This is a genomic window from Hymenobacter sp. 5516J-16, from assembly GCF_022919335.1.
Lineage (GTDB): Bacteria > Bacteroidota > Bacteroidia > Cytophagales > Hymenobacteraceae > Hymenobacter > Hymenobacter sublimis.
Genome location: NZ_CP095058.1, coordinates 465,630 through 491,613 on the forward strand (window position 1 = coordinate 465,630; position 25,984 = coordinate 491,613).

General features: G+C 60.6%; 22 protein-coding genes and 7 pseudogenes. 23 read left to right on the top strand and 6 right to left on the bottom strand.

Translation table 11 applies throughout. The features are described from left to right. Positions 1-92: 92 nt before the first annotated feature. Entirely contained in the window at positions 93-1,667 is a 1,575-nt protein-coding gene (locus MUN84_RS02290) for an alpha-N-arabinofuranosidase (protein WP_244696474.1), read from the bottom strand. Between the two features lie 377 nt (positions 1,668-2,044). Here MUN84_RS02290 and MUN84_RS02295 point away from each other — a divergent pair, with 377 nt between their 5' ends. The 9 genes and pseudogenes from MUN84_RS02295 to MUN84_RS02330 all read left to right on the top strand — a co-directional run bounded on the left by MUN84_RS02295 (position 2,045) and on the right by MUN84_RS02330 (position 10,801). Continuing rightward, positions 2,045-2,785: a DUF305 domain-containing protein gene (locus MUN84_RS02295; RefSeq protein WP_244696475.1), complete on the top strand. Its 741-nt coding sequence runs from the start codon at positions 2,045-2,047 to the stop codon at positions 2,783-2,785. Between the two features lie 297 nt (positions 2,786-3,082). Continuing rightward, on the top strand, positions 3,083-4,606 hold the full coding sequence (locus MUN84_RS02300) for a hypothetical protein (protein WP_244696476.1): 1,524 nt from the start codon (positions 3,083-3,085) through the stop codon (positions 4,604-4,606). Next, positions 4,513-5,250: a hypothetical protein gene (locus MUN84_RS02305; protein ID WP_244696477.1), complete on the top strand. Its 738-nt coding sequence runs from the start codon at positions 4,513-4,515 to the stop codon at positions 5,248-5,250. Before MUN84_RS02300 ends, MUN84_RS02305 begins: the two co-directional genes overlap by 94 nt. A 529-nt stretch (positions 5,251-5,779) precedes the next feature. Further along, positions 5,780-6,214 (top strand): hypothetical protein, encoded by a 435-nt coding sequence (locus MUN84_RS02310; protein ID WP_244696478.1) that lies wholly within the window; start codon positions 5,780-5,782, stop codon positions 6,212-6,214. A gap of 53 nt (positions 6,215-6,267) precedes the next feature. Then, entirely contained in the window at positions 6,268-6,600 is a 333-nt protein-coding gene (locus MUN84_RS02315) for an STAS domain-containing protein (RefSeq protein WP_244696479.1), read from the top strand. A 48-nt stretch (positions 6,601-6,648) separates the two neighbouring features. Next, positions 6,649-6,885, top strand: coding sequence for a KGG domain-containing protein (locus MUN84_RS02320; protein WP_244696481.1), 237 nt, complete (start codon positions 6,649-6,651; stop codon positions 6,883-6,885). 275 nt (positions 6,886-7,160) lie between these two features. Continuing rightward, a pseudogene (locus MUN84_RS02325) lies at positions 7,161-8,424 on the top strand (MFS transporter). Then, positions 8,361-8,740 (top strand): annotated as a pseudogene (locus MUN84_RS22705) (MFS transporter). Before MUN84_RS02325 ends, MUN84_RS22705 begins: the two co-directional pseudogenes overlap by 64 nt. A gap of 266 nt (positions 8,741-9,006) precedes the next feature. Further along, positions 9,007-10,801: pseudogene (locus MUN84_RS02330) on the top strand (ABC transporter ATP-binding protein). A gap of 165 nt (positions 10,802-10,966) precedes the next feature. Here MUN84_RS02330 and MUN84_RS02335 read toward each other — a convergent pair. Genes MUN84_RS02335 through MUN84_RS02345 form a run of 3 tightly spaced genes read right to left on the bottom strand, consistent with a single transcriptional unit; the run spans position 10,967 to position 13,019 of the window. Continuing rightward, complete coding sequence (locus MUN84_RS02335) at positions 10,967-11,806, bottom strand: T9SS type A sorting domain-containing protein (RefSeq protein ID WP_244696482.1); 840 nt, start codon at positions 11,804-11,806, stop codon at positions 10,967-10,969. Beyond that, positions 11,710-12,297, bottom strand: a complete 588-nt coding sequence (locus MUN84_RS02340) for a hypothetical protein (RefSeq protein WP_244696483.1) — start codon at positions 12,295-12,297, stop codon at positions 11,710-11,712. The genes MUN84_RS02335 and MUN84_RS02340 overlap by 97 nt, the downstream gene beginning before the upstream one ends. Beyond that, the gene (locus MUN84_RS02345) at positions 12,294-13,019 is read right to left on the bottom strand and encodes an IPT/TIG domain-containing protein (protein ID WP_244696484.1); all 726 of its coding nucleotides are present in this window, start codon (positions 13,017-13,019) and stop codon (positions 12,294-12,296) included. The genes MUN84_RS02340 and MUN84_RS02345 overlap by 4 nt, the downstream gene beginning before the upstream one ends. 228 nt (positions 13,020-13,247) lie before the next feature. On the opposite strand from MUN84_RS02345, the gene MUN84_RS02350 reads away from it, so the two are divergent. The 5 genes from MUN84_RS02350 to MUN84_RS02365 all read left to right on the top strand — a co-directional run bounded on the left by MUN84_RS02350 (position 13,248) and on the right by MUN84_RS02365 (position 17,033). Then, entirely contained in the window at positions 13,248-14,132 is an 885-nt protein-coding gene (locus MUN84_RS02350; RefSeq protein WP_244696485.1) for a membrane-binding protein, read from the top strand. Between the two features lie 220 nt (positions 14,133-14,352). After that, complete coding sequence (locus MUN84_RS22710) at positions 14,353-14,622, top strand: PhzF family phenazine biosynthesis protein (protein WP_262920613.1); 270 nt, start codon at positions 14,353-14,355, stop codon at positions 14,620-14,622. A gap of 32 nt (positions 14,623-14,654) precedes the next feature. Beyond that, on the top strand, positions 14,655-15,254 hold the full coding sequence (locus MUN84_RS22715) for a PhzF family phenazine biosynthesis protein (protein ID WP_262920614.1): 600 nt from the start codon (positions 14,655-14,657) through the stop codon (positions 15,252-15,254). 144 nt (positions 15,255-15,398) lie between these two features. Beyond that, positions 15,399-16,220 (top strand): DNA-formamidopyrimidine glycosylase, encoded by an 822-nt coding sequence (mutM, locus tag MUN84_RS02360; protein ID WP_244696486.1) that lies wholly within the window; start codon positions 15,399-15,401, stop codon positions 16,218-16,220. Positions 16,221-16,532: 312 nt separating this feature from the next. Then, positions 16,533-17,033, top strand: a complete 501-nt coding sequence (locus MUN84_RS02365; RefSeq protein ID WP_244696487.1) for a DUF5004 domain-containing protein — start codon at positions 16,533-16,535, stop codon at positions 17,031-17,033. 200 nt (positions 17,034-17,233) lie between these two features. Here the strand turns inward: MUN84_RS02365 and MUN84_RS24355 are convergent. Beyond that, a pseudogene (locus MUN84_RS24355) lies at positions 17,234-18,234 on the bottom strand (SDR family NAD(P)-dependent oxidoreductase). A 192-nt stretch (positions 18,235-18,426) separates the two neighbouring features. Here MUN84_RS24355 and MUN84_RS02380 point away from each other — a divergent pair. Further along, the gene (locus tag MUN84_RS02380; protein WP_244696490.1) at positions 18,427-18,888 is read left to right on the top strand and encodes a hypothetical protein; all 462 of its coding nucleotides are present in this window, start codon (positions 18,427-18,429) and stop codon (positions 18,886-18,888) included. Positions 18,889-19,101: 213 nt separating this feature from the next. Here the strand turns inward: MUN84_RS02380 and MUN84_RS02385 are convergent, their stop codons facing one another. Next, positions 19,102-19,881 carry a sulfite exporter TauE/SafE family protein gene (locus MUN84_RS02385; protein ID WP_244696491.1) on the bottom strand — a complete coding sequence of 260 codons (780 nt, stop codon included), beginning with the start codon at positions 19,879-19,881 and terminating at the stop codon, positions 19,102-19,104. A gap of 251 nt (positions 19,882-20,132) precedes the next feature. On the opposite strand from MUN84_RS02385, the pseudogene MUN84_RS02390 reads away from it, so the two are divergent. From MUN84_RS02390 to MUN84_RS02425, 8 genes and pseudogenes are all read left to right on the top strand, one after another. Further along, positions 20,133-20,608: pseudogene (locus tag MUN84_RS02390) on the top strand (MFS transporter). Between the two features lie 14 nt (positions 20,609-20,622). Then, positions 20,623-21,144 carry a hypothetical protein gene (locus MUN84_RS02395; RefSeq protein ID WP_244696492.1) on the top strand — a complete coding sequence of 174 codons (522 nt, stop codon included), beginning with the start codon at positions 20,623-20,625 and terminating at the stop codon, positions 21,142-21,144. Between the two features lie 13 nt (positions 21,145-21,157). After that, positions 21,158-21,454 (top strand): hypothetical protein, encoded by a 297-nt coding sequence (locus MUN84_RS02400; protein WP_244696493.1) that lies wholly within the window; start codon positions 21,158-21,160, stop codon positions 21,452-21,454. Beyond that, complete coding sequence (locus MUN84_RS02405) at positions 21,427-21,636, top strand: hypothetical protein (RefSeq protein ID WP_244696494.1); 210 nt, start codon at positions 21,427-21,429, stop codon at positions 21,634-21,636. The genes MUN84_RS02400 and MUN84_RS02405 overlap by 28 nt, the downstream gene beginning before the upstream one ends. 145 nt (positions 21,637-21,781) lie before the next feature. After that, positions 21,782-22,305 (top strand): annotated as a pseudogene (locus MUN84_RS02410) (MsnO8 family LLM class oxidoreductase). Positions 22,306-22,397: 92 nt separating this feature from the next. Beyond that, positions 22,398-22,838, top strand: a complete 441-nt coding sequence (locus MUN84_RS02415; protein ID WP_244696495.1) for a hypothetical protein — start codon at positions 22,398-22,400, stop codon at positions 22,836-22,838. Positions 22,839-23,571: 733 nt separating this feature from the next. Then, positions 23,572-24,075, top strand: a pseudogene (locus MUN84_RS02420) (carboxypeptidase-like regulatory domain-containing protein); the annotation flags it as partial. Between the two features lie 563 nt (positions 24,076-24,638). Then, positions 24,639-25,964 carry a TonB-dependent siderophore receptor gene (locus MUN84_RS02425; protein WP_244698599.1) on the top strand — a complete coding sequence of 442 codons (1,326 nt, stop codon included), beginning with the start codon at positions 24,639-24,641 and terminating at the stop codon, positions 25,962-25,964. The last annotated feature ends 20 nt before the right edge of the window (positions 25,965-25,984 follow it).

Consider the following 25,984-nt stretch of genomic DNA (forward strand, 5'->3'; position numbering starts at 1 on the left):
AACCCGCAGGATAAAACAAGCGCCAGACCTCGTATTCGGCACTCAGCCCATGCTTTTCAAAAAATACGGGTGGGCCGGTAAATACGAGGTTCCTACTTCAGCTCCAGCACCAGCACCGACTGGGGTGGCACTTCCACGCTCAGCTTGTCGCCGCGCTTGCGGGCCCCGTTGAAGCTAGCCAGCTGCACGGTATTGGGCTTGTCGAAGGTATTGTAGTCGCTCACGTTGCGCGAGGTCAGGATGCGGCCCGACACGGTTTTCCAGCTGACGCCGGGCAGCGCGGTTTCCAGCTTCTGGGTCTTTTTGGTATCGAGGTTGACCAGGGAAATGTGCACCGTACCGTTGGCTGCCCGCGAGGCCGAGGCGTTCAGAGCCGGGATTTTCTCACTGCCCATCACGTAGTCGGGGCTCTGGAACTGCAGGGGTAGCAGTTGGGCATCCTGGTGCACCTGGTAGAGGTCGAAAACGTGGTAGGTGGGCGTGAGCAGCATCCGCTCCTTATCAGTCAGCACCAGGGCCTGGAGCACGTTTACGGCCTGGGCCAGGTTGGCCCCGCGTACCCGGTCCGCGTGGTTGTTGAAGATGTTGAGGGTAGTGCCAGCCACCAGGGCGTCGCGCAGGGAGTTTTGCTGGTACAGAAAGCCCGGGTTGGTGCCAGGCTCCACGTCGGTCCACACGCCCCACTCGTCCACCAGCAGGGCCACCTTCTTGTCCTTGTCGTACTTGTCCATGATGGCCGCGTGCTTAGTTACTACGGCGTCCATTTTCAGGCAGTTACGCAGGGTATTGAAGTATTCCTGCTCCGTGAAACCGGTGGCCTTGCCCTTGCTGCCGGTCCAGCTACCCGTGGGCAGCGTGTACTGGTGCAGGGTCAGGCCCCACATCTGGTTGAGCGGAATGTTCTTCATGCACGTTTCCGTCCAGTGGGCGTCGTCGCCGTTGGCCCCGCTCACAATTTTCTTGAGCGGAGGGGAGGCCGGGTAGTTGTGGGCGAAGGTGGCGTAGCGTTTGTATACGTCGGTGTAGTACTCGGCCGTCATGTTGCCCCCGCAGCCCCAGCTTTCGTTGCCAATGCCCCACCAGCTCACTTTATACGGCTCGGAATGGCCGTTTTTGCGCCGCTCCAGCACCAGCGGGGTGTCGTCGTTGGAGTTGAGGTACTCCATCCAGCCGGCCATTTCCTGCACCGTGCCACTGCCCACATTAGCCGCCAGGTAGGGCTCCGTATTCAGCAGCTGGCACAACTCCAGAAACTCGTGGGTACCGAAGGAGTTGTCTTCTAGGTTATTGCCCCACCACATGTTGAGCATTTTAGGGCGCTGAGCCGTGGGTCCTACCCCGTCGCGCCAGTGGTAGGTATCGGCGAAGCAGCCGCCGGGCCAGCGCAGGTTGGGCACCTTAATCTTGCGTAGGGCCTCCACAATGTCCATCCGGATGCGGCCCTGCTTGGGCACGTTCAGCTTCTCATCTACCCAAAATCCGTCGTAGATGCAGCGGCCCAAGTGCTCGGCAAAGTGCCCGTAGATGTGCTTGCTAATCATCACTTTCGGGTCGCCGGGTTGCACGGTTACGGTGGTAGTGCCCTGGGCCGTAGCAGCCAGCGGAGAAGCCAAGGCCACTGCCAAAGCTAGCTGGCACAAACGATTGTGTAGATTTTCTGTCGTCATCGGTTGAAAGGTGGGGAAGGATACGTGGTTTGGTGTGCCCGGCTAGCAGAAGCTGAGCTAGGCTGGAAAAGAAACGTGCGTGCAACGTACGCTGTTTTCCAGAGAGGAAGGCAACTTCCGCCCAGAAAAAAGGCCGAGGTGGCTGCCGCCAGGCCGGCTTGCGCTAACCCGCAGGAGTTCAGGCGCCCAACGGTGGGTAGTCAACGGCTTCCGTAAACCTAGTCGGCTGCTCCCACCCGCGCCAGGTTGTTCTCGTTGAAACCAGGAAACGTCTCGGCAGAACAATTTTGGTACGGCTCTCAGTTAAGAATAAACTGCTGGCAAGCTGGCACCGGCCACCAGGCTGCCTATCCCGCAAACCCTCTCATCTCTCTCCCATGAAAAACTCCCCTATTTATCTTACCGCTCTCCTTGTGGCTACCCTGCTGCTAAGCAGCTGCACCAACGACCACACCGCCGATTCAGCGGCTACCACTGCCGGGGCGGGCGCCAATGCCTCCACTACCCACGATATGGCTGGCGCAACCCACTCGGCTATGGACCACGCGGCCATGGGGCACGGAGCAGCCGGCGCCAGTGAGCCTTCGCCCCAGCTGACGGCCATGAACGAGATGATGCAGCAAATGCACGCCACTACACCCACCGGAAACACCGACTACGACTTTGCCCGCCACATGCTAGAACACCACAAGGGCGCCGTGGTAATGGCCGATATTGAGCTGCGCGACGGCCAGGACGCTACCATGCGCCGCATGGCGGAGCAAATTAAGGCTGATCAGCAACAGGAAATCCGTGAGTTGACTGCCGCTGCCGCCCGCTTGAAAAGTGCCCCGGCCAACTACCAGCCCGAGAACCCCGCCGACCCGTTCAGCAGCAAAATGAAGGCCTCAATGGACGGCATGATGCAGGACCTGCCCCAGCCAGCTACCGACCCAGACCTGAGCTTCAACCAACTCATGACGGTGCACCACCAGAGCGCCGTGGATATGGCCCAGGCTCAGCTTGCGCACGGCCGTGACCCCCAGCTCAAGAAAATGGCCCAGCAAATGATTACGGCCCAGCAGCAGGAGATTCAGCAGTTCAAAGCCTGGCACGCCGCCAACGCCAACAAGCAGTAGCCCATTTTCCCTACCCTTTCGCGCCCTTCCGAGCCGCGGCCCGGGCCGCCCGGCCAGTAGCGCTGCGGCACCCCGGGCCCGGTGAAATCTGCTAATACCACGGCTGGTTCAGCGGCCGAGCGGCGGCGGCGCGTTGCGCTTTTACGGGAGCGGCCAGCCAATTTTGTTTTCACAGACAGCAGTACCTCACTTCCTTCCTGCTGAAAAAAAGGCCCGCAGTAGTGCAACTGGCCTACCCGGCGTCCTACCTTTGCGCGGCGCCCGGTGGGTCGGGGGCTACTTTTTCTTTTGATTGCCGTGTTGAACTTCTCCGGGTTCCGCAGGCTGCCGGGCGCCTGGGGCCTGGCCCTGCTGCTGCTCCTCTGTGGCCTGACTGCTCAGGCCCAGCAATTTCCCCTGGTGCGCGACCTGAGTGTGCGCACCGACACCACCCGCTACAGCCTAAGCCGCAACACCGTAGCGGTGCAGGGCGAGCCTCACCTCTACTTCACCTACCGCCAAGACGACGAAACTGCGGAGCTGCTGGTGTACCCTGAGGCTGCTCCCCGGCCGGGCGCGCCGCTTCGCCTGCAGCGCTCCGCCGATTTTGTGTTGCTGGATTCGCTGACGGCCGTGGAGGGCGGGCAGTACTACCGGGCCAAGGTGCGCTTCCGCGACCTGACTGGCACCCGCTACCTGCGCCTAACTTTTCAGCAAAGCGCCGATACGGTGGGCCGGCCGGTACGAACCCAAACCATCAATTTGCTGCCTACCACCCGCACCACCCTGGAGTTTCGGCCCGCCGATACGGAGCTGTTCGTGGGCGAGGAAAAGGTATTTGACCTGATCAGCAACAACCCCAAGAACATTCGGGTGAGCCCGGAGTGGACGCGCGGCCAGGACATTGACTACCGGGTGGAGCAGGAAAAGGGCGTGCTACGCCTGCACGTGCTGCCCAATGCCCTGGGCACCCGCCAGCTGACCCTGCGCCCCCAAACCGAGCGGCCCTTCCTGACCGACAACAACCGCCGCGTGACCTACAGCCTGCCGCCGGTGCGCCAGGAGTTTACCGTAAAGGCCTCGCGCCTGCGCTTTCTCAGCGTCGATAAGAAGGAAATTACCCTCGATGATGCCTCCCGCCGCCGCGGCGTAGAGCTAATTCTGGACAACGGCCGCACCTTTGATCTGAAGCGCACCTACCGCATTGAGGACCAGGAAGAAGCCGGCGGCACCCTGATTGCCGAGCTGTTTACGCGCCAGTACCTGACCAACGACCGGGTGCTGTGCTGGCTGCGGGTGTACAACACCCACCGCCAGACGGAAAGCTACCTCTACATCAAAGAAAACGACCAGGCCAAGTACGTCACCAACTTCAACATCTCACCCAAAACCGCCATCAGCGCCGTGAGCGTGCGCCACCGCGGCGGCGACTGGACCACCAACACCAACGTGAACCCCGGCGAAACCGTGGACGTGCGCTTGGAGGGCGAATCCCTCTCCCGGGCCCGGTTTCACTTCGAAGACGTGCAGGTGATTCCCTCCGACTCCAGCATCCGCTCCGATGCGGCCGTGGTGTACCGGGTGCAGGTGCCGGTTACGATCGACAAGAAGCGCATTACCATTTTCAACTCTGGGCAGCCTACCGGCTACGGCCTTTCGGTGCGGGAGTTCCAGCGGCCCCACCCCTGGATTTTGTGGGCGTTACGTTTGGGGAGGCCCCGCGGCCCCTTACCCGCCTCAACGGGCCCGTGCTCTACAACCGCACCATCAGCGACGTGGTGTTCAGCTTTAATGCCGGAGCCATCGACTCAGAGCGGCAGCTCTACGGCAAGCAGTACCTGACCTTTGACATCCGGACCCAAAACGCCAAGGGCGAGCTGATTGAGATGCGCACCATCGACAACGTGGTGGTCTGCCCCGATGGCAATTCCGTGCGCGCCTCCTTCTACCAGGACAAGCAGTGCCAGGTAGGCAACATCAGCCTGAACAGCCTGCTGAGCTACCGTAAAACCTACGACCTCGACGACTGGAGCACGATTATCATCACCATCCGGCACACCCAAAGCCAGTACCAGGAGCCCGGCTTTTCCCAGAAGCTGGAGCTGGTGCTGCAGCGCCGCGTCAAGTTCGACATTGATATCAGCTTTCCGGGCGGCCTGCTAACCAAGTACAAGGGCGAGTCGAGCTTTACCTCGTTCGGGGGCATTTCACTGGCCACCCTGGCCCAGCTCAGCTTCTACCACCCCACCAAAATCAATAAGCTGCGGCCCTACAAGGTAGGCGCCGGTTTCGTGGCCCTCAATGCTTTTAACCTCAGCCAGGAATCCAACGTGAACCGTGACCTGGGCATTGTGGTGCTGGGCTCGGTGTACCCTACCCGCTCTGATGCCAAACTAACGTTTCCGCTGTATTTGGGCGGGGGCTACTTAATGAACAAACGCTCCTTGTTTTTCCTATTCGGGCCGGGCATCGGGATTCGGCTCTAGCGCCCACGGCAAGCGCACTGGCGCCACCTGTCCCCTACTACCGCATTTGCCCAAGGCCCGGAACTGTCGTTCCGGGCCTCTTGCGTATTAGAAAAAGCGGCAGCCTCAGATAGGTTTTCACTACGTGTATATCCTGCGGAGAATTACCGGGTAAAGCTAGCCCCCGCGCCCTGCTGAAGCCACTACCCAGTAGCCTGACGGATAGCAGCTACTGGAAAGCACCTAGCCTATTTCCTTGCATTAACTGGCAAAGCGGCTTGACCACGTGGGGAGTGGCCTGTCTCCTAGCTCTAGGAGGCCTTCTGGCGTGTGGAAACTACCCTACCAGCGCAAAGCACGGACGGGTTTTTACTGTTCGGGTAGGAAGCGCCGCGGTAAATACGGATTAGCACAATTGGTAGTTTATCTGGACTTATTTCTGGTTTTAGTCCGCGACCTTTGAGTCTCCTTACCACCTTTATCCAACCAGCGGCCAGGCGCCTTTCACGCCTCTCCCCCGCCGGTCCTTCTGTTTACTGCTCTGCCCGGTATGCTTCTTTCCCAAGCCACCACCTTCCACCGCTTTGCGCTCCGTCAGTCCTTGGCCGCCGATGGGTTGCAACACTTGGCCCTATTCAGCCCGGAGGGGCTGGTAGCGCACTGGTTGCTGGTGCCCACGCCCGCCTGCCATGGGGAAGCGTCCCAGCCCCACCTGCTGCTTACGGAGGCCCCCGCTGGCCTGGCCCTGCCTACCACCGAGCTCGACGCCGGTAGTTGCCGGGCCGTGGTTCCCGTAGCCGGGCACCGGCCGCTCCACTACCTGTGCTTGCACATTGGTGGGGCGCACTTACGGGGTCAGTTTGCGGTAGTGCGCCTACAGCCCGGTAGTGCTACCTGGCTGTTCGGGCCCGTGCCCCAGGCGCCTGCCCAGCGCCGACCGGGCCGCACAATAGCTTCCTCTCGCTCGGCGGCGCGGCGCGTGTAGCCTGCCCGCCGGCTACTTCTGTTTTCGGTATTCTCTTTATCGTCTGCCTTAGTATGTTACGCGCTTCAAATAAACCTGCCTCCTCGTCGATTTTGTATAACGTCGACTTGAACACAACCGACCCCGTGGCCCTGGCCCGCCGCCTAGTTCGTACGCTGCCCGGCTCCCAGCCCCGGCTGCGCATCGACTGCAGCCAGCTTAAGTGCCTACACACGCTGGGCGTCAGCTACTTGGCGTCGCAGCTGCTACTCACGCGCCAGGCCGGCGCTACTGTTGTGCTTTATAACGTGGGCCCGGTGCTGGAACACTCCCTGCGCCTGCTCCGCCTCGACCAGCTGTTTGAGCTGCGAGCCGCGGAGGCCGACAACAAGGCCCGGCCCGCTTAACATGTTCCTCGACCTTTTTTCACTTCTTTTCCAACCTTCTCTTACGCTATGAAAAACGACCAAAATCAGTCTCGCCCGAACCCAAACTCCGACAAAGCCAAGCGCCCCCGGGGCTTCGCCGCCATGGACCCCGCCACCCAGCGCCGCATTGCCAGTGAGGGCGGCAAAGCCTCGCACGAAAGCGGCCGGGGCCACCGCTTCACCTCGGAAGAGGCCCGGGCGGCCGGCCGCAAAGGGGCCAGGCTAGCCGCACTACCCGCACTAGCGCCGCGTAACTGCAGCTAGCCCAGGCAGCAACTGCCCACCTTTCTCACCTCACAAAGCCCGAAGCGCACCTTCGGGCTTTTTGGCGCTTTGGGGTAGCCCGGTCTTCGGCCCTAGTGAGGGGGTAGTCCGAGCACTGGCCGCGGCCAGCCCGCAGGTTCCTGCGTACAAGCAAGCGGTTTTGCTCCCTTGTCTTCGCCGCTTTGCCTCGCATGTCTGCTCCCATCACGGCTCCGGCCGCTTCGCCCGCTTCCTCCACGTCCCCGTTCACGCCCCTGCGGATTCCGTTTTTTCGGATGCTGTGGATTGCCTCCTTTGTGTCGAACATTGGCACTTGGATGCAGAACGTGGGGCCGTGGGGCTGATGACGGAACTGACGACCTCGCCGGTGCTGGTGGCCCTGCTCCAGACCGCCTCGGCCTTGCCCGTGTTCCTGCTGAGTTTGCCCGCTGGTGCCCTCGCCGACTTGGTGGACCGCCGCAAGATGCTGCTGCTCACCCAAACCTGGATGGCCACGGTGGCCCTGCTGCTGGCCGCCGTAACGCTGCTGGGCTTTACTACCCCGTGGCTGCTGCTTACGCTCACGTTTCTGCTGGGCCTGGGCGGGGCCCTGAACAACCCCGTGTGGCAAACCGTGACGCCGGAGCTGGTGCCCCGCCCGGAGCTTCCCCAGGCCATTGCCCTGAACAGCGTCAGCTTTAACCTGGCCCGCGCCTTTGGGCCCGCCTTGGGCGGACTGGTTATCGGGTACTTCTCGGCGGGCGCGGCATTTCTACTAAATGGGCTGTCGTTTCTGGCTACTATTTACATGGTGTATAGCTGGAAACGGGAACCCCAGGCCACCTCTACGCTGGCTACGGAGCGGGTAGTGGCCGCCATCCGGGGCGGCATCCGCTACGCCCGGTTTGCCCCGCCGGTTCAGCATATTCTGCTGCGGGGCGTGTGCTTTACCTTCGGGCCAGCGCCTTATTTGCCCTGATGCCCGCCGTGGTAGCCCGCCGCCTGCACGAACCGACCTCGTTTTACTCCCTGCTGCTTTCCTGCATGGGCCTGGGTGCGGTGCTGGCGGCTTTCCTGCTGCCCCGCCTCAACCAACGCCTGAGCATTGATTGGCGCGTGACCCTGGCTACGGCGGCTTTTGCCATGAGCTTGCTGGGCCTGGGCTACGCCGACAGTCACTGGCTGCTGTATGCCCTGCTGACGTTGGTAGGCATGGCCTGGATGCTGGTGCTGAACTCGTTTAGCGTGGGCGTGCAAACGGTGGTGCCGCGCTGGGTACAAGCCCGCACTATCAGCCTCTATTTGCTTACCATTCAGGGCGGTATGGCCCTGGGCAGTGTGGTGTGGGGTACCGTAGCTGAGCGGGCGGGCCTACCCCTGGCTCTGACCGGAGCTGCCATCTGGCTGGGCCTGACTACCCTGCTAGCCCTGCGCTTTTCCCTGCGCACCTCCCCGAAACCCTGGACCACACCCCCGCCCGCCCCCGCCCCGAACCAGTGCTGGCCGAGGCGCCCGACCCCGAGGATGGCCCGGTTATTATCACGACTACCTACCGGGTAGCCCCCACCGACCGCCCCACGTTCACCTACCTTATGGAGCAGCTGGCGCGCATTCGGCGCCGCGAGGGCGCCATCGGCTGGGCCTTTATGCCGACTTGGCCGACCCCACCCGGCTGGTGGAATACTTCATGACCGAGTCGTGGGAGGAGCACGCCCAGCAACACGACCGGGGCGTCAGTCGCGACGAGGCGGAGCTGAAAAACCAGATCCGGGCCCTGCACCAGGGCCCCAAGCCGCCCGCCGTGAGCCACCTGCTAGCCCAGCACTACAACGCTACCGCCCCGCCGCCCCAATGGTACCCGGCAGCACCCGCCTAGTAGCCAGCACCGCCGGCGAGGCCACGGCGTAGGTTTTCAGGGTAGGAGGGTGTGAGGTTAAGAGTTGATGAGGGGCAGCTCTGTACTTTAGTGCTTGAAGAAAACTCTCTCTGGTCTGAGCAAAACCTCTACAACTTGACTAACGGAGCATTCGGGACTGGATAACTCAAGAATAACGAATTTCCTCCCCTTAACTCCTACCCGCTTACCCTAATAAAACTTTCGAGCGCCTGTTCGGCTTACTATAGCTCCCCTCTTTCTCCTCAATGAAACTCCTCTACAGTTACCTACGCAACTACTGGGCCTGCTGGCCCTGGCTTTGTTGCTGGCGGCCATCAACCAGATTTTCTCCCTGCTAGATCCCTACATTCTGCGGCAGATTATTGACCGCTACGTTACGCCTTCCCTGGACAGTGCCCAGCGTCCCACCTTCTGGGTTTTCTTAACCGGGGGTGCGGGCCTGCTGATTCTCAAGGCCCTAGGTGTGGCCATGGTGTCGCGCATTGCCAAAAACTTCCAGGACTACTACACCAACGTGATTACCCAGCGGCTAGGAGCCCAGCTCTACTCCGATGGGCTGCGGCACTCCCTGGAGCTACCCTACCAGGTGTTCGAGGATCAGCGCTCCGGCGAAACTTTGGGCAAGCTCCAGAAGGTGCGCACCGACGTGGAAAAGCTGATTCAAAGCTTTGTCAACGTGCTGTTTATTTCCTTGGTGGCCATCCTGTTTGTGACCTGGTACGCCATCAGCGTGTACTGGCCCATTGCGGTAGTCTACTTCCTGACCATTCCGCTGCTGGCCACGCTGAGCTTGTTTTTGAGCAAGCGCATCAAGGTGATTCAGAAAACCATTGTGGCTGAAACCACGGCCCTGGCCGGCTCTACCACCGAAAGTCTGCGCAACATTGAGCTGGTGAAAAGTCTGGGGCTGGCCCAGCAGGAAACCCAGCGGCTGAATGCTACCACCGATAAAATTCTGAAGCTGGAGTTGAAGAAAGTGCGCTACCTGCGCTCCTTGTCCTTTGTGCAGGGCACCTTCGTGAACCTGATGCGCAACGTGATTCTGCTGATGCTGCTGTTTCTGGTGGTGCAGAAGGTTATTTCCGTGGGCGAGTTTTTCTCCTTCTTTATTTACTCCTTCGCCATTTTTGGGCCCTTGCAGGAAATGGGCACTATTATCAACGTGTACCGCGAAACGGAGGCCTCCCTGGCCAACTACCAACAGATTCTCGACACGCCCAAGGAGGTGAAGCCCGCCCATCCTAAGGTGATTGAGAAAATCGAGACGCTGGCATTTAACGACGTGCACTTCCAGCACCTGACCGCCAGCACGGCGGCGTTGTCGGGCATTTCATTTACCACCAAATTAGGCGAAACCATTGCCTTCGTGGGGCCCTCGGGCTCGGGCAAAACTACCTTGGTCAAGCTGCTGGTAGGGCTCTACCCTCCGGCCGAGGGCCAGATTCTTTATAACGGCATTCCTGGTCCCGAGCTAGATTTGGACGCCTTGCGGGAGCAAATTGGCTTCGTGACCCAGGACGCTCAGCTCTTTGCCGGCACCATCCGGGAAAATCTGCGCTTTGTGGCGCCCCAGGCCACCGACGAGCAGTGCCTGCGCGCCCTGCACCAAGCCGCCGCCGACTCATTGCTGGCCCGCGCCCCCTGGGCCTGGATACGGTGATTGGCGAGGGCGGCGTGAAGGTTTCGGGTGGGGAAAAGCAGCGCCTGAGCATTGCCCGGGCCCTGCTGCGCCACCCGACCCTGCTAGTGTTTGATGAGGCTACCTCGGCCCTGGACTCGCTCACGGAAGAGGAAATCAGCCAAACGGTGCGGGAGCTTTCGGGCTCGCGCCAGCACATCACCATCCTCATTGCCCACCGCCTGAGCACCATTCTGCACGCCGACCGCATCTTCGTGCTGGAGCGCGGCCACGTTGCCGAAGCCGGCCGCCACGATGAATTGCTGGCCCAGCGCGGCCTTTACTACGCCATGTGGCGCCAGCAAATCGGCGAGCGGCCCCAAGCGGCCATCCAGCCCGGCCGCCAGCGCGCCGCCGTGTAGCCCGGTCAAACTGTCTTCGATTAGAAACTCGCTTAAGCTGTCATTCCGAGCGAAGAGAGGAATCTGGGGTAGCCTTTTACAGTCTGACCCAGATTCCTCCCTTCACTCGGAATGACAGTTTTGGAAGGATTTCTACACCTAGTTACTAGTTAGCCATAGGCTAGCTTACTGTTTCACCAACCGGGTGCGCTGCACCTGGTTACCACTGCGCCACTCCAACAAGTACACACCAGGGCGCAAATCGGGCGGAGTAAGGGTCAATAAGGTTTGGGCGGCGGGCACAAGCGCGGAGTACACGCTGCGGCCCGTGAGGTCGAGTAGGCGTAGGGTAGCCGCCGGCGCGGCCGGTAGCTGTACCTGTAACTCCGTGGTAAAGGGGTTGGGGTAGGCGGTTAGGGTGGCACTGGCGCCGGGCGCTACCGTTACCACGGCCGAATACTGCACGGTCCCGTCCAGATCCTGCTGACGCAGGCGGTAGTAACGCAGGCCCGATAGGGGCCGGGAATCCAGGTACGCATAGTCGCGGGGTGTGGTGCTGGTACCGGCGGCGGGCAGCTGGGTAAGCTCGGTCCAACTGCTGGCCGCTGGGTCGTCGGCAGCTTCCACGGCAAAGTAGCGGCTGTTCAACTCCACCGACGTGCGCCACCGTAGCTGTACGCCGGCTGGGCCCGCTTCCGCCCCGAAAATTACCAGCGTGACGGGCAGCGGCGCCGGGGCCTGGCGCGCGTACGTGGCGTAGTTACAGCTTACCGCGGAGAGGCTAAAATTGGTTTCGGCCGTGCCCCCGGCTATGTCGCTGGCCGCGCTGAGTACACGATTTTTGGTGTTGGGCGCAATGGCGTAGTGCATAACCGCTCCTGGCCTGATGATGTGCCCAAGCTGAATGCCGTGGCCCTGCTCGTGCAGGGCTACCGTTTCAAAGTCGAATTGTCCGTTGGTGGGGTTGGCGGAGGTGAATTGCCAGTTGCGCTCCTCGTCATAGAGGTAGTCGGTTTCGGCCAACACCCAGTTGATACTCCCCCGTTCGTGCTACAGCCAGCGTAGTAGGAGTAGGTGACGCCCAGCACCCCGGCTGCTAGCTCCCCGGCATCATCAAAGCTGACAATGTTCACATTGTCCCGGGCATTGGCATTGGTAGTAGTGGTGGTGGCAGCCATGCGGCGGTTGGCCCCTACCCCGTTGCGCCAGGTCAGCAGGGCCCGCTCGAAAGCTTCTTTGGCAGCGGTGTTGGCCGCGAAACGCTCGTTGTAGTGCAAGGTGTAGCCGCCCTGCCCGTCGCGGCCAACCAGGGCTACACGGTAGGGGCTCAGGGGCGCCGTAGCGCTGGTCTGGTAGCTCAGGTTAGTCAGGGCGTAGTCAATCGTCACGTTATCAGCGCTAAGGGCGCTTTCCGCGGTGCCATTGGTTACCAGCACGGCCCCGGAGCCGGCTGTGCCTGCGTCGCCGATGGTAGTGGAAGGCACCCGCACCTTAATTTCCGTGTCCGACCAGCTCACGTAGTCAGCAGCCAGGGGGAAACGAAGGACTGCCCGCCGTTGTCGGAGTTCCGAAAGCCCACGGTACCCGTGCCCTGGGTGGCCCCGAACCCCGAGCCAGTGATGGTGAGCACGCTGGTGGTGCCGGCCGTAATAGTGGTGGGGCTCAGCCCGCTGATGAGCGGCGCGGCGCCAGGCCGAGCCGCCCGTTTCAGGCGGGCCAGCAGCGGAGCATTGGGTTGCACGGGGCGAAAGGCCTGGCCGGTCTGCGCTTCGAGGGTCGGATACAGGTCGTTTTCAATGGAAGCGTAGCGAGCAAAGGGCTCCGCGGCGGTGGCCGTGTTCAGGTCGTAGCTAATAAGCCCCTGGGGCCCGGCGTAGAGACGGAAACGCCCCGGCTGCTGCGGATCGGGCTCCAGTAAAAACACGGCCTGCCGACCTACAGCTAGTTGGGGTGAGTTAGTTACTTCTTCCCGCCGTAGCCCTACCGTGCCGCCAGCCGTTACCACGGTTAACTTTCCGGCCGGCAGCGTGCCGCGGAATACTTTATATACCTCGAGTTCGTTAAGAGTTACGATGTGCGGCCCTTCGTCTTGGCTGCGGGTAGCAGCTACGCGGGCTTCCACAATTACGGTGGCGGCGGCAATGCGCTGGCGCAAAGATACGGGCTCCAGCAGGCAGGCATCCTGGGCTACAGATGAGCCGGCGGTGACAGCCAGTAGTCCTAGTACAGTAGCACCCACCCAGATGAACCTATTCCACCTCAATTGTGTTTTTTCCATGTAGCTCAGTACGAATTCTGTAGTCTTCACCTCGCTTTTCAACTCCGCATCGAGCGGTTTTAGTTAGCGGTACTCACACATAAATATGGGCTTCAAACTTTACTTGCCCACTTTTAGTTCCTTACCCTGGGCCGATAATTTTCGGCAAGGTTCTTGTTATCAAACCATTACACTTAACTGGATTTTTTCATGAACCACCCTCGCTTCTTCCGCCGCTTCGCAGGCTTGGTGCTTGCCGGGTGGCTCCTACTTACCGGCTCGCTGCAAGCGCAATCCACTACCGGGCAGCGCGACGTTTTGCGCGAAATCACGGATGTAGTGGGCCTCAAGCCTCGCTTTGAGCTGCGGGCAACTACCGAAGTACAAAACGCCGCCGCCGTAGTATATGGTGGCAAACGCTACCTCCTATATAACCCGCAGTTTGTGGCCGCCGTGAACCGCGCTGGTCGTACTGACTGGGCTGGCATCAGCATTCTGGCCCACGAAATGGGCCACCACCTCAACGGGCACACCCTGCGTGCTGGCGGTTCCAACCCCGCCGACGAGCTGGAAGCCGACGAGTTTTCGGGCTTTGTTCTGCGCAAGATGGGCGCTAGCCTAGCGCAGGCCCAGGCCGGTATGGCCGTTGTTTCCGATGATGAGGCGTCGCCTACCCACCCGGGCCGCCGCACCCGCCTCACCTCCATTGGGGAGGGCTGGCAGCGAGCCAACCAGCAGATTGTAGCCAGCACCCGCGTGGCCGCTCCTTCCGCTGCGCCCGCCGTACTAGCCGACCGCGCTACGGCCCCGGTGCGCACGGTAGCCACCGCGGCTAGTCCGGTGAGCGTGCTAGGCAAAATTACCTTCCGCGACAATCCCGACCAGTTCTTCTACCTCACCAACCGCCTGAGCGTGGTGCGCGTAGACCCCGATGACCGCACGGCGCAGGTAGTGGGCCGCCTAACCCGCTCGGAAAGCACCAACTATCCCTACGTGCTGGTTGATGGGCAGCAGCGCCGACTTTACATCAGCCGCAGCGGCGGTATTTTTGATACCACCGGCCGGCAGGTAGCCATGCTCTCCGATCCTTCGTAACGCACTTGTGCGCGCTTCTGATAAAAGCAAAGGCCAGCTTCCGCGGAAGCTGGCCTTTGCTTTTGTTGCTACTACTATAGGAGTACTGAACAGTGCTCCAGCGTACATAGAGCGCCTACCTATCGTAACTGCAGGAACTGCGCTGTGCTCAGGTACGCTGGTAACTAGGCCAGGCTTTGCGCGTGTCGGCTACCTTTGGCCTCACACCTACTCTTTTGCAATGCCTTCCTATCCTTTTCTGCTGGTAGACGCCTTCACCCAAACGGCCCTGGGCGGCAACCCCTGTGCCGTCGTGCTTGATGCTGATGATTTGACCGATCAGCAGATGCAGCGCTTGGCCCAGGAGTTTAACCAGTCCGAAACGGCCTTTGTGCGCTCCTCACGCGTGGCGGCTTTTGGCGTCCGCTACTTTACTCCCAGTGAGGAAATTCCCCTGGCTGGCCACCCCACTATTGCTACCATCACGGCGCTGCTGCACACGGGCGGCTAGCGCAGCCTACTACCGAGCCACTGGCCCTGGAGTTGGAACTGCTGCACGGCCCCATTGCCATTTCGGTGCTGCCTCCCGCGGCTTCTGCTGCGCCGGCCCAGGTACTCATGACCCAGCGCCGGCCCGTCTTTGGGCAGGTGCATGAGCCAGCTCAGGTGCTGGCTCTTTTCGGCCTTGGGCCCGAGGACTTGGTGCCGGGCTCGGTTATTCAAACGGTAAGTACGGGCACGCCCCAGCTGATGGTGTTCTTGCGCGATGCCGCTACCCTCCGGCGGGCGCACTTACCCAATCCCGCTGCCCTGGAAGCATACCGCCGCCGCACTGATTTCTTCAGTTCCCACCTGTTTTGTCTGGAAGGTGCTACCCCCGCTGGCACCACCTTCGCCCGTCACCTCTGCACCCCTCCCGATGTGCTGGAAGACCCCGTTACGGGCTCCGCTACCGGCGGCATGGCGGCCTACCTCTGGCACTACGGCTACCTGGCCTCCCCCGATTTTATAGCCGAGCAAGGGCATTGGCTGGGCCGACCGGGCACGGTACAGGTACGCGTGCTGGGGCCCCGCCAAGCCATTGACGCCGTGCAGATTGGCGGCACCGGCGTAGTTGTAGTGGAAGGCCAACTGCAACTCTGAAAGCAATGAAACGGCCAAGAGCCCGTTAGAGCTTAGCCGCTGGGTTGGGAACGAAGGCTAGTGTGGAGCTTGTTTTCTACTAGTTGTCGCCACTTTAAGGCCGCAGCCCTTCTTTCCTGAACCCTACCCTGACCCTACAGCCAGATGCCCGAATTACCAGAAGTTGAAACGTACCGCCGTTTTCTGGAAGAGATGATGCTACAGCAGCCCATTGTGGCCGTTGAAGTGCAAGACCCGCACGTACTGGCAGTTGACGAAGATACGTTGCGCCAGGCGCTGGTGGGCCGCACGGTTATTGGTACAAGTCGACTCGGCAAAAACTGTTTTCTGCTGCTAGACAGCGGCCTGGCCCTGGTGCTACACTTCGGCATGACTGGCGACGTGGGTGCCTACCGCGACGAAACCGACGCGCCCCGTTTCACCCGCGTCGCCTTCCACCTAGCTTCCGGCCTGCGGGTTGCTTTCATCGACCCGCGTAAGTTTGGACGCATCCGGCTGGCGGAAAGCGTGGCTCATTACCAGCAGGCCAAAAAGCTGGGCCCCGATGCCCTTGCTATTACCGTGGAGGAATTGGAGCACAAGCTGCAGCGCCGCAAAACCATCCTAAAACCGCTGCTGCTAGACCAAAGCATCACGGCCGGCCTTGGCAATTGGATTGTAGATGAAGTGCTGTTTCAGGCCCGGATTCATCCCGAGCGTACGGCCCACACGTTGTCGACTGCAGAATTTAAAGATCTGCACCAAGCCATTCAGCTGGTATTACGCACCGCAATCGGGCACGAGGCTACCTACCGGGATTTTCCGGCTGGTTTTCTCATCCATGCCCGGGAATGGGATGATTCCGCGACGCCAGGTACTGATAAGCACTTGTACTGCCCTCGTCACCCCGAGACTAAAATAGAAAAATTTTATGTTGGTGGGCGAGCTACGTATGTATGCCTACAGTGCCAGCCGGCGACTAGTTAACCCATAAAATACTATTGCACCTATATATTAGCCAGCTACTACCCAGCTGGCTATTTTCATTTTTAAAGGATAATGATATGAACCTGCTAATAAAATGCACTATATATTGTACCAGATGAGGAGAACGTGGTACAAATCTGCCAAAATAGATAACTACCTGAACCAGCATTAATTATAATTACTTAGCTTTGCATCAACGGTATCCACCAGGGAGCCGAGTAGTAGAGAAGTTGGACGTAAAAAGTCAGGCATATGTCGCAGATATACTACGCCTCGAAGCGTGTTGTTGCACAATCACCAAAACCCGTTTTCATGAAGAAACTGCCCGTGTTCCTGAGCCTGCTGGCTAGCACCCTCGTGTTTGCCTCCTGTGAGAAAGAGATTGAGGAGATTAAAGACCCCGCCCAGGAAGTGGCAGACGCCGCTACTACCGTCCAATCGAAACCGGCACTGTTGGCCGCTGGTCCCTGGCACCTAACCAGCCTGACGCTGGCTACGGTCGCTCCGGGTGCTACAGCTGCCCCCGCCGTGGACATTTTCCCCCGCATGAAACCCGCCCAGCGCGACAATCTGCACAGCTTTGCTACCAGCGGCGCTTACACCCTGGATGAGGCAGCCGTAAAAGCCTACCCCGAGGCTCCTCAGCAAAGCACCGGCACCTGGAAACTGACCGGCGATTCGCTGACTATTTCCCAGCCTGACGTGACCCGTCACTTCGCCGTGGAGGAACTCACCAGCACTACCCTCCGCATCAAGCTGACCCAAACCAGCGAGCAGGGAACCAACACCTACACCTCCGTATTCGCACGCTAAGCGCAGCGCTTTACTACAGCCCGCACCAAGCAAAAGCGCCCGGTCATGATGACCGGGCGCTTTTGCTTGGTGCGGGCTTAAGCTCTTTTCAATGGCGAATAGTACGGCTCCCTCGTGAGGGCTAGAAGAAGCGTAAGGGGCTTACCGTTCGTTGTTTTGCTTTTCGGCTTTGCGGGTGAGGGTAGTAAGCCAGGAGCGGCTCAGTTCCGACTCACTTTCGTAACCCCGGCGCCGCTCGTCGCCGAGGGGCCGCCGGACTTGGGCAAGCTGCGGTTCACCCAGCTTAGCACATCGGCAGTAGTACCCGGGAACAGGCCGTGCAGGGTAGAAAGCACTTTGGCCGGCACGCTCAGGATTACCTCGGCGTCGCCGCGGCGGCAGGCATTCCAGATTTGCCGCCCGGCCGCATCCGCATTCATTGAGAGCATGGGCAGGGAGTCGGCAATGATGAAAGCGGCGTACTCCTTCTTATGCTGGCCCTTCACGATGGCGTGGCGGGCGCTGCCGGTGCGCAGCAACCCGGGACACACGGTCGTGACCTGAACGCCATATTGCAGCAGCTCAGCACGGTAGCTTTCCGAAAGACCCACCAAGGCAAACTTGCTGGCGCAGTAGGGCGCCAGATGCGGCACTGGTACTTTACCGCCCACGGAGGCTATGTTCACAATGCGTCCCTCGCCGCGGCGGCGCATGCTGGGTAGCACGGCCTGCATGGCGTGGAGCGGGCCCAGAAGTGGGTGTCCATGGAATCTTGGTAGTCGCGCAGCTCAATGTTATCGAGGGGGCCAGCCGTGATGATGCCGGCGTTATTGACCAGCACATCAATGGGGCCGAGTTGGTGCTGCACCTCCGCCACCAGGGTCTGCACTTCCTCGGCGTTGGTGAGGTCCCGGACCAGGGCCAGCACTTCGGCTCCGCTCTGGGTTAGCTCCTGGCGGGCGCGCTCCAGTTCCTCGGCGTCGCGGGCACAGATGGCTACTTTGGCGCCTTCGGCCACGGCTTGGCGGGCCAGAATCAGGCCTAGCCCGCGCGAGCCGCCGGTAATAAGCACCACCCGACCAGCCAGCTCGTAGCTGCCCCGACGATTGGAGTAAAGGGTAGCGGCCAGTAGGCCCACGGCGCCAGCCGCGGCGGCCAGCAGAGTATTTCGGGTATCAGGTTTCATAGGTTTGGGCAAAGTGGTGCCGCCGGGCAGCAGCATAATCTGTGTATGGAAACCCCGGGGAAAGGTTGCGCGCCGGCCCGTCCAGATTTTGTTCTTGCCGTGGAATACAACCAGCCGTTTGTGCGTTGTGGGTGGCAGATTACACTTCTGGCATCATCTTTACAGGTGGAAAGCGCAGGTAGCAGTTCTCGTCTGTTTCGCTGCCCCGACTTTTCGCTACTTCCCCGCATGAAAACTACCCTGCTCGCTTCGCTGCTGCTGTTCAGCGCCCCCGCTACCCTGCTGGCCCAAACCGCCACTAAGCCCAAACCGAAACCCGCAGCTCCGGCCGCTACCCAGCCCGCCGCGCCCAACCCGGCCCAAGTGGAGGCCCGCGCCAATGCCCTCACCGACAACATGCAGAAGGCTCTGGCCTTAACCCCGCAGCAGGTAGAGAAGGTGCGCCAGATCAACCTAATCAGCGTACGAGGCGTGGAATCCGCCCGCCAGAAGTACGGCCGCGACGTGCGCAAAATGGCCGGCGTAGTTGACGATATTGGCCAGGCCCGCCTAGCCATGCTCAAGGAGACACTTTCCCCCCAGCAGTTCGATAAGTACCAGCGCAAGCGCGAGGAGAAAATGGGAGTTCCCAGCAGCCAGGGCGTCCAGGGCAACGCTGCCCCCGGCCTCCCCAGCCGCTACGAGGAGTAGACGGGGAATGAGTACCTGAGTGAAGCACTGTCATGGCGAGGGCACTGAAGCTATCCGTCCTGACTGCGTACTACCGCTCTGACATGTGACAAGCCCTTATCGCCGCGCTGGCAGTAAGGGCTTGTTAGTTTATTCGCCTTGTCGCAGAAGAGAGAACAGACGGCGCCACCTGCTCGCCATGACAGTACTTCACTCAGGTACTCATTCCCTGTTTCACCACAAGCTCACTTCGAACACTTGTAGGCTGAGCTTGAGGATGAAGGCACTGACTACTACCAGGAATAAAATACGGACAAAGCCGGTGCCGTGGCGCAGGGCCAGGTGGGCGCCCAGGGTGGAGCCGATGATGTTGCTAATGGCCATGGGCACGGCCACGGCCCACAGAATCTGGCCGGTGTAGGCGAAGTAGGCCAGGGCCGCCAGGTTGGTAGCCACGTTGACCAGCTTGGCCGAAGCAGAGGCCGTAATGAAATCGTAGCCAAACAGGCCTACGAAGGCAAACAGCAGGAAAGAACCCGTGCCGGGACCAAAAAACCCATCATAGAACCCGATAACCAGGCCAATCAGCGCCCCGTAGAGCGGCTCCCGATTTTCGGGCAGGCGCGGGGCGTGAATCGAGCCAAAATCTTTGCGCCAGAAGGTGTAAATGGCAATAACCACCAGCAGGCCCAGCACCAACGGAGGCAGTAGCTCCTGGGGTAACATGCTCACCACCCGCGCCCCTAGAAACGAGAAGATGCCCGCTACACCAGCCGCCACGCCCACCGCCCGCCACCGGATGGGTACCTGCCCGGCGTAGCGCCGCAGGGCCGCTGCCGTGCCCATAAGAGAGGAAACCTTGCCCGTCCCGAAAATGGTAGGCACCGGCGTGCCTTTGAGCAGCACCAGCATGGCGGGCAGCTGAATCAGGCCGCCGCCACCCACAACGGCGTCAACCAATCCAGCCAAAAAGGCAAACGTGCACAGCAGAGCAAGGGTAAGCGTAGGTATCATGTGGCCGCGAAGGTACAGCCCGGCACACCGAAGTTGCTAGCGTTGCAGGGTACTGTTTCCGGGGACTTGCGGGAAGCCGAATAACGGTAGTGCCGCTGTGCTTTGCTGGCTAACTAAGAGGCCCTGAAAACCTGTGCCGAAGCATCTTCGGGCGGCGGGGGCCGTAGAGGCAGGTTCATTCCTTCGCCTCCATGACCGAAAACCTGACCCACCGGCAGAAGATGCTCACGTTTGCGGGCGTACTGCTGGCCATGTTCCTGGGCTCCCTCGACCAAACCATTGTCAGCACGGCCCTGCCCCGCATTGCGGCCGATTTGCACGGGCTGGACCGCTTTACCTGGGTGGCTACCGCGTACCTGGTGGCCAGCACGGCGCTGGTGCCCCTCTACGGCAAGCTAGCCGACACGTACTCGCGGCGCAAAATTGAAATTGGGGCGGTGAGCATATTTCTGGTGGGTTCCATGCTGTGCGGTCTGGCCGGGGAATTTGGCCCCCTACCCCTGCTCGGTGATGGGATGAACCAGCTCGTGGTTTTTCGGGCCGTGCAGGGCTTTGGGGGCGCGGGCTGTTTGCCATGGCTTTCATCATTATTGCCGACCTGTTTCCGCCCGCCGAGCGAGGCCGCTACCAGGGCTATACGGGGGCCGTGTTTGGCACTTCCTCGGTGCTGGGGCCTTTCCTGGGCGGCTTCCTGACCGACCAGGGCTCCGACCTGATTCCGGGGTAGCGGGCTGGCGGCTGGTGTTCTACGTGAATCTGCCGCTGGGTTTGCTGGCCCTTTGGTTTATCCTGACCCAGATGCCCGCCCTCCGCCCCGCCGGCAAACCCAGGCCCATTGACTACTTGGCCGCCCTGCTCCTGCTAACCGGGCTGGTGCCGCTGGTGGTAGCCCTGCAACTCAACCGGGCGGAGTACGGCTGGACATCCCCGGTTACGCTCGGGCTTTTTGCGGTAGCAGTGGCCTCTCTGGCTCTGTTTGTGAGGCGCAGCCTGCGGCACGACAACCCAATTCTGGACTTCGGGCTGTTTCGCAACCACGTTTTCCGGACGGCCAACGCGGCCTTGTTTCTGCTAGGCGGCGCGTTTCTGGGCATCATCATTTTCGAGCCCTTGTTTATGGTGAACGTGCTGGGTGTGTCGGCTACCCGGGCGGGCGTTAGCCTGATTCCGCTGTCGATGGGAGTGGTGCTGGGCTCCTTGCTGGCCGGGCAGATGGTCTCTCGCTTCGGCCACTACAAGCGCTGGATGCTGGGGGCTTGGTAGTGCTGCTCGGGGGTTGTCCTTGTTGGCCACCATGCCCGTCACGGTCAGCTACCGGCAGGTGCTGGGCTACCTGTTACTGTGTGGCATCGGGCTGGGGCCTACCATGCCCCTGTACACACTAGCTATTCAGAACGCCATTGAGCCCCAGCTGATGGGCCAGGCCACGTCGGCCAGCCAGTTTTTTCGGCAGATTGGCGGAGCCATTACGGCCTCGGTGTTGGGGGCCATTCTCACCTTTACGCTCACGCATAGCCTGCCCGCTACGGGGCACCGGCGCCGCCGATGGTGGCGGTTTCGGAAGGGCCAGTAGTGCCGGGGCCGGGAGCGGCGCAGGTATCACCGGCGCTGAAGGCAGCCTTCTCCCAGGCTATTTCGCGGGTGTACCTGTTCAACATATTCCTGGTAGCTGGCGGCCTGCTGATGACGTTGTTCGTGCCGGAGCTACCCCTGCGCAAAAGCAACGACAGCGCCCCGCCCGTCCCGGCTGAGTAGCGCCTGCGTTGGCCGGCTCCCCTGCCGCCCCTACCCCAGCGGCGGCTACCCATTGGCATGTAACTTGGCTTCGGCACAAGAAGGGAAGTGCCGCGCAAACTTCTGAGGTGGCGCGGCGGTTATTCGGGTTGATCATTCTTCTGCCATGGAAACGCCTTCCTCCCTTCACCTGAGCGTGCTGGACCAGTCTCCGGTGCCGGTGGGCCGCACCCCGCGCGAGGCCCTGCACCATACCCTGGAGCTGGCTCGCCTCACCGACCGGCTCGGCTTCCGCCGCTTCTGGGTGTCGGAACACCACAACACCAACACCCTGGCCGGCTCGGCCCCGGAGGTGCTGCTGGCCCGGCTGGGGCCGAAACCTCCCGCATCCGTCTGGGCTCGGGCGGGGTGATGCTACCCCACTACTCCGCTCTGAAAGTAGCCGAGAACTTCCGCCTTCTCGAAACCCTGTACCCCGGCCGCATCGACCTGGGTATCGGCCGCGCCCCCGGCTCCGACCGGATTACGGCCCACGCCCTCAACCCCCACAACACCTTCAGCGACGAAGATTTCGCCAAGCAGCTCATGGATTTGCGTGCTTACCTGCGCGACGAGGTAGTGCTCGACACCATACATGCCCGGGTGAAAGCCTCACCTTTTACGGACACTACCCGGAACTGTGGCTGCTGAGCTCCAGTGGGCAAAGCGGTCTGTTCGCGGCCGAAGCGGGTGCGGCCTTCTCGTTTGCCCACTTCATCAATCCCAACAGCGGCCCCAAGCTCATGAAGCTGTATCGCGACCGGTTTAAGCCTTCCCCGGAGTTGGCTGCGCCCCAGGCCAACGTGGCCATTTTCGTGGTGTGCGCCGATACCGCCGGCCATGCCCAGGCCCTGGCCGACAACCTGGCCCTGCAAATGCTCAAGCTTGAAACTGGCCAATATTCCCCCATTGATACCGTCGAGAAAGCCAATGTGGCGGGCCTACCGGCTGATTTGCGCTACCGCCTGGCCTACCATCACCAGCGCATTATTAGCGGCACCCCCGATAAGGTGAAAGCCGACTTGCAGGAACTGTCCACCGCCTACCAGGTCGATGAAGTCGTGGCCGTCACCATCACCCACGATTTCGACGACCGACTCCGCTCCTACGAATTGCTGGCCGATGCCTTCGCCCTGCCTGCTACGGGTGCTACCGCCCACACCCAGGCCGCCGTGTTGCACTGAGAAGTGGGAGGAATCAGCCAATAACCCAACAGAACAAGGTAGAGACGCAATACTTGGAGACTCGTCGTTGAACGACTGGTCTAATACCATCTGGTAAACAACGCCAGCAATGAAGAGACGCAAAATATGCATCTCCACAATGTGTAAAACATTAGTGGCTGACTTGGAGCCTATTCGAATGAATCTTGAACGTCATGCAGAGGCGGAGCCGAAGCATCTAGCGGGCTGATGTTGCAGCGGTAATCCTAACGTCAGCCCGCCAGATGCTTCGGCTCCGCCTCTGCATGACGGACGACTTAAGCTAACTGATAACAGTTGCTACTCACACCTACTTAGCAACTAAAAAGCCCGACCTATGGTCGGGCTTTTTTAGTTATCCATCCTGTACCTGGGCTAGCTGACAACAGGCAACTCTATTGATATTCATGGACATTCTTGTAAGTATATAATTTTTCTAAAGAACTGTTTTGTATCTATCTAAATAGACCTGAGCTTTGCATTGTTTTAAATCAGTCTAAATAAGCTGCCCGCCGTTGGCTGCCTTCCATATGTCCCGACCTTTACCTCTGCTCCTGCTTCTTTCTCTGCCGCTGTCTGGTGTTGCCGCCCCCTACTGAACGGTCCGGATGCTCCGGTTGCTTCCGTAAAGCACGGTGAGGACGACGTAGCGCAGCGGGGCCGCTTGGCGGGGGTAGTGAAGGACGACAAAGGGCAGCCCGTAGAAGGCGTGACGGTGGCCCTGAAAGGCACCTCTTTTGGCACGACCACTGGCACCGATGGCAGCTACCGCCTCTCGGCCCCAGCTGGCTCCTACCAGCTAGTAGTAAGCAGCCTGGGGTACACCTCCCAGGAGCAGACGGTTACTATTACGGCTGGCGAAACCAACACGCTACCGGCCTTTTCCCTGGCTCAGAGCAACCAGCAGCTGAGCGAAGTAACCGTAACCGGCAACCGCAGCCTGAATGAGCGCCCCACCAGCATCAGCAAGCTGCCGGTAGCTTCCTTAGACCTGCCCCAGAGCGCCGTAACCGTGGAACGCCAGGTGCTGGAGCAGCAGCAGGTGCTGCGCCTCTCCGACGCACTGGTCAACGTGAGCGGCCTCTACGTAACCAGCACCACCGGCGGTACCCAAGAAGAACTGGGTAGCCGCGGCTTTGCTTACGGCTCGAATAACACCTTTAAAAACGGGGTGCGCTTCAATAACGGGGTGATGCCCGAGGCTAGCTCTCTAGAGCGCATGGAAGTGCTGAAGGGTAGCGCCGCCATCCTCTACGGCAACGTGGCCGCGGGTGGGGTGTTGAACCTGGTAACCAAGAAGCCCCAGTTTGAGCGCGGCGGCTCGGTAGGTCTGCGCGTGGGCAGCTTCGGGTTCTGGAAGCCCTTGGTAGATGTGTACGGGGCCGTGGGCAAGAGCGAGAAAGTGGCCTTCCGCCTCAACGGCACCTACGAGCAGGGCAACAGCTTCCGCGACGAGGTGAAATCAAACCGGGTGTATGTGAATCCGTCCCTGCTGTTTGAGCTGAGCCCCAAGACTACGCTAGTACTGGAGGGCGACTACCTGCGCGACAACCGCACACCTGACTACGGTATTGGTGCCATCGACTACGTAATTCAAGAGTCGCGGAGCCGCTTCCTGAACGTGCCGGGCGCCAGCAATGCCACCAACCAAACCAGCACTACCGCTACCCTCACTACCCGCCTGAACGACACCTGGCAGATCCGGGGCGTGGCCGGCTTCCAGCGCTACGACAACGAGTTGCGCACTGCTACCCGCCCGGTACCCCCAGTGGCCAGCCCCACATCTGCTACCTACGGCGACCTGACCCGCAGCTTGCAGCGCACCGAAACCAACGAAAACTATTTCCTGGCCCAACTGGACCTGACCGGCAAGTTCCGCACTGGCTCTTTGGAGCACACGGTGCTTATCGGGGCCGATGCGGATCAGTACTTGACCAACACGCTGGCGTATTCCGGTCCGACTTCGGCTACCAACTCCCGGGTCAACGTAACAGCCTACGACGCCATCAACATTCTGAACCGCAGCAAGGTAGTGGCCCAGCCCAAGGAGCGCATTGGGGCTTCTACGCGCTGGTGCGCAACCTCTCTACCCAGAGCAACACGCGCCGGGCCGGCTTCTACGTGCAAGATTTGCTTAGCCTCTCGGAGAAAGTAAAAGTACTGGCCGGGCTGCGCTGGAGCTATCAGGAAACCCCCAGCGACCTGTACTACTATAACACGGCAGCCAACCGCGTTGGCACCAACAAATTCGGCCCCTTGGCCGGTCAGCTGGTGAACAACCGCCGTTACGACGATGCCTTCTCGCCCCGCCTGGGCGTGGTGTACCAGCCCATCAAGACTACGGCGCTGTTTGCTTCGTACTCTAGCTCTTTCACGCCGCAAAGCAATACGGCCGTCGACCTGGAGGGCAAGCCCCTGCCTCCTTCCATTATCGACCAGTACGAGGTAGGCATTAAGAACGACTTGTTCAAAGGCGCGCTGTCGGCCAACGTAACGGCCTACCGCATTGTGAACAGTAACCAAATTCAGAGCGTGTTGCCCACTGATCCGCGCTTCCAGACAGCACAGACCACCAGCCCTCAGGAGCTGGCTGGCGAAGTGACCAGCAAAGGCGTGGAGGTAGACATTCAGAGCAAGCCGATGTATGGCCTCTCGTTTATTGCGGGCTACAGCTACAACCACACGGCCTACACCAACAGCAACATCTTCGAGAACGGCAGCCGCCTGCGCTACAATCCGGCTCACACGGCTAACCTGAGTTTGTTCTACAACTTCGGGAGCAGCTTCGGTGAGAACGGGTTCCTACGGGGCCTCACGGCCGGCGTCACTACCTACTACGTCGGCGACAAGCTGGCCGGCCGCAATCCGCGCACAGTAAACCCTGCCGACGGCAAGCCCTGGCCCACCGGCACGGATGCCAACAAGTTCATCAGCATTCCGAACTACCTGCAGTTTGATGCCTCGCTGGGCTACAGCTACGACCGGTTTTCGGTGCGCGTGAAAATGGCCAACCTGCTGAATGAGCTGAGCTACAACATGCACGATGACAACAGTGTGAACCCCATTGCCCCGCGCAACTTCTCAGCTACCCTGGGCTACCGCCTGTAGTGCGCGTAGCAGCCGAAGGC

Excerpts from the sequence above, each read along its gene's own strand:
- MUN84_RS02290 (WP_244696474.1), bottom strand. The coding sequence starts at position 1,667 with ATGACGACAGAAAATCTACACAATCGTTTGTGCCAGCTAGCTTTGGCA.
- MUN84_RS02295 (WP_244696475.1), top strand. The coding sequence starts at position 2,045 with ATGAAAAACTCCCCTATTTATCTTACCGCTCTCCTTGTGGCTACCCTG.
- MUN84_RS02310 (WP_244696478.1), top strand. The coding sequence starts at position 5,780 with ATGCTTCTTTCCCAAGCCACCACCTTCCACCGCTTTGCGCTCCGTCAG.
- MUN84_RS02315 (WP_244696479.1), top strand. The coding sequence starts at position 6,268 with ATGTTACGCGCTTCAAATAAACCTGCCTCCTCGTCGATTTTGTATAAC.
- MUN84_RS02320 (WP_244696481.1), top strand. The coding sequence starts at position 6,649 with ATGAAAAACGACCAAAATCAGTCTCGCCCGAACCCAAACTCCGACAAA.
- MUN84_RS02350 (WP_244696485.1), top strand. The coding sequence starts at position 13,248 with ATGAACCACCCTCGCTTCTTCCGCCGCTTCGCAGGCTTGGTGCTTGCC.
- MUN84_RS22710 (WP_262920613.1), top strand. The coding sequence starts at position 14,353 with ATGCCTTCCTATCCTTTTCTGCTGGTAGACGCCTTCACCCAAACGGCC.
- mutM (WP_244696486.1), top strand. The coding sequence starts at position 15,399 with ATGCCCGAATTACCAGAAGTTGAAACGTACCGCCGTTTTCTGGAAGAG.
- MUN84_RS02365 (WP_244696487.1), top strand. The coding sequence starts at position 16,533 with ATGAAGAAACTGCCCGTGTTCCTGAGCCTGCTGGCTAGCACCCTCGTG.
- MUN84_RS02380 (WP_244696490.1), top strand. The coding sequence starts at position 18,427 with ATGAAAACTACCCTGCTCGCTTCGCTGCTGCTGTTCAGCGCCCCCGCT.
- MUN84_RS02385 (WP_244696491.1), bottom strand. The coding sequence starts at position 19,881 with ATGATACCTACGCTTACCCTTGCTCTGCTGTGCACGTTTGCCTTTTTG.
- MUN84_RS02405 (WP_244696494.1), top strand. The coding sequence starts at position 21,427 with ATGGTGGCGGTTTCGGAAGGGCCAGTAGTGCCGGGGCCGGGAGCGGCG.
- MUN84_RS02415 (WP_244696495.1), top strand. The coding sequence starts at position 22,398 with ATGAAGCTGTATCGCGACCGGTTTAAGCCTTCCCCGGAGTTGGCTGCG.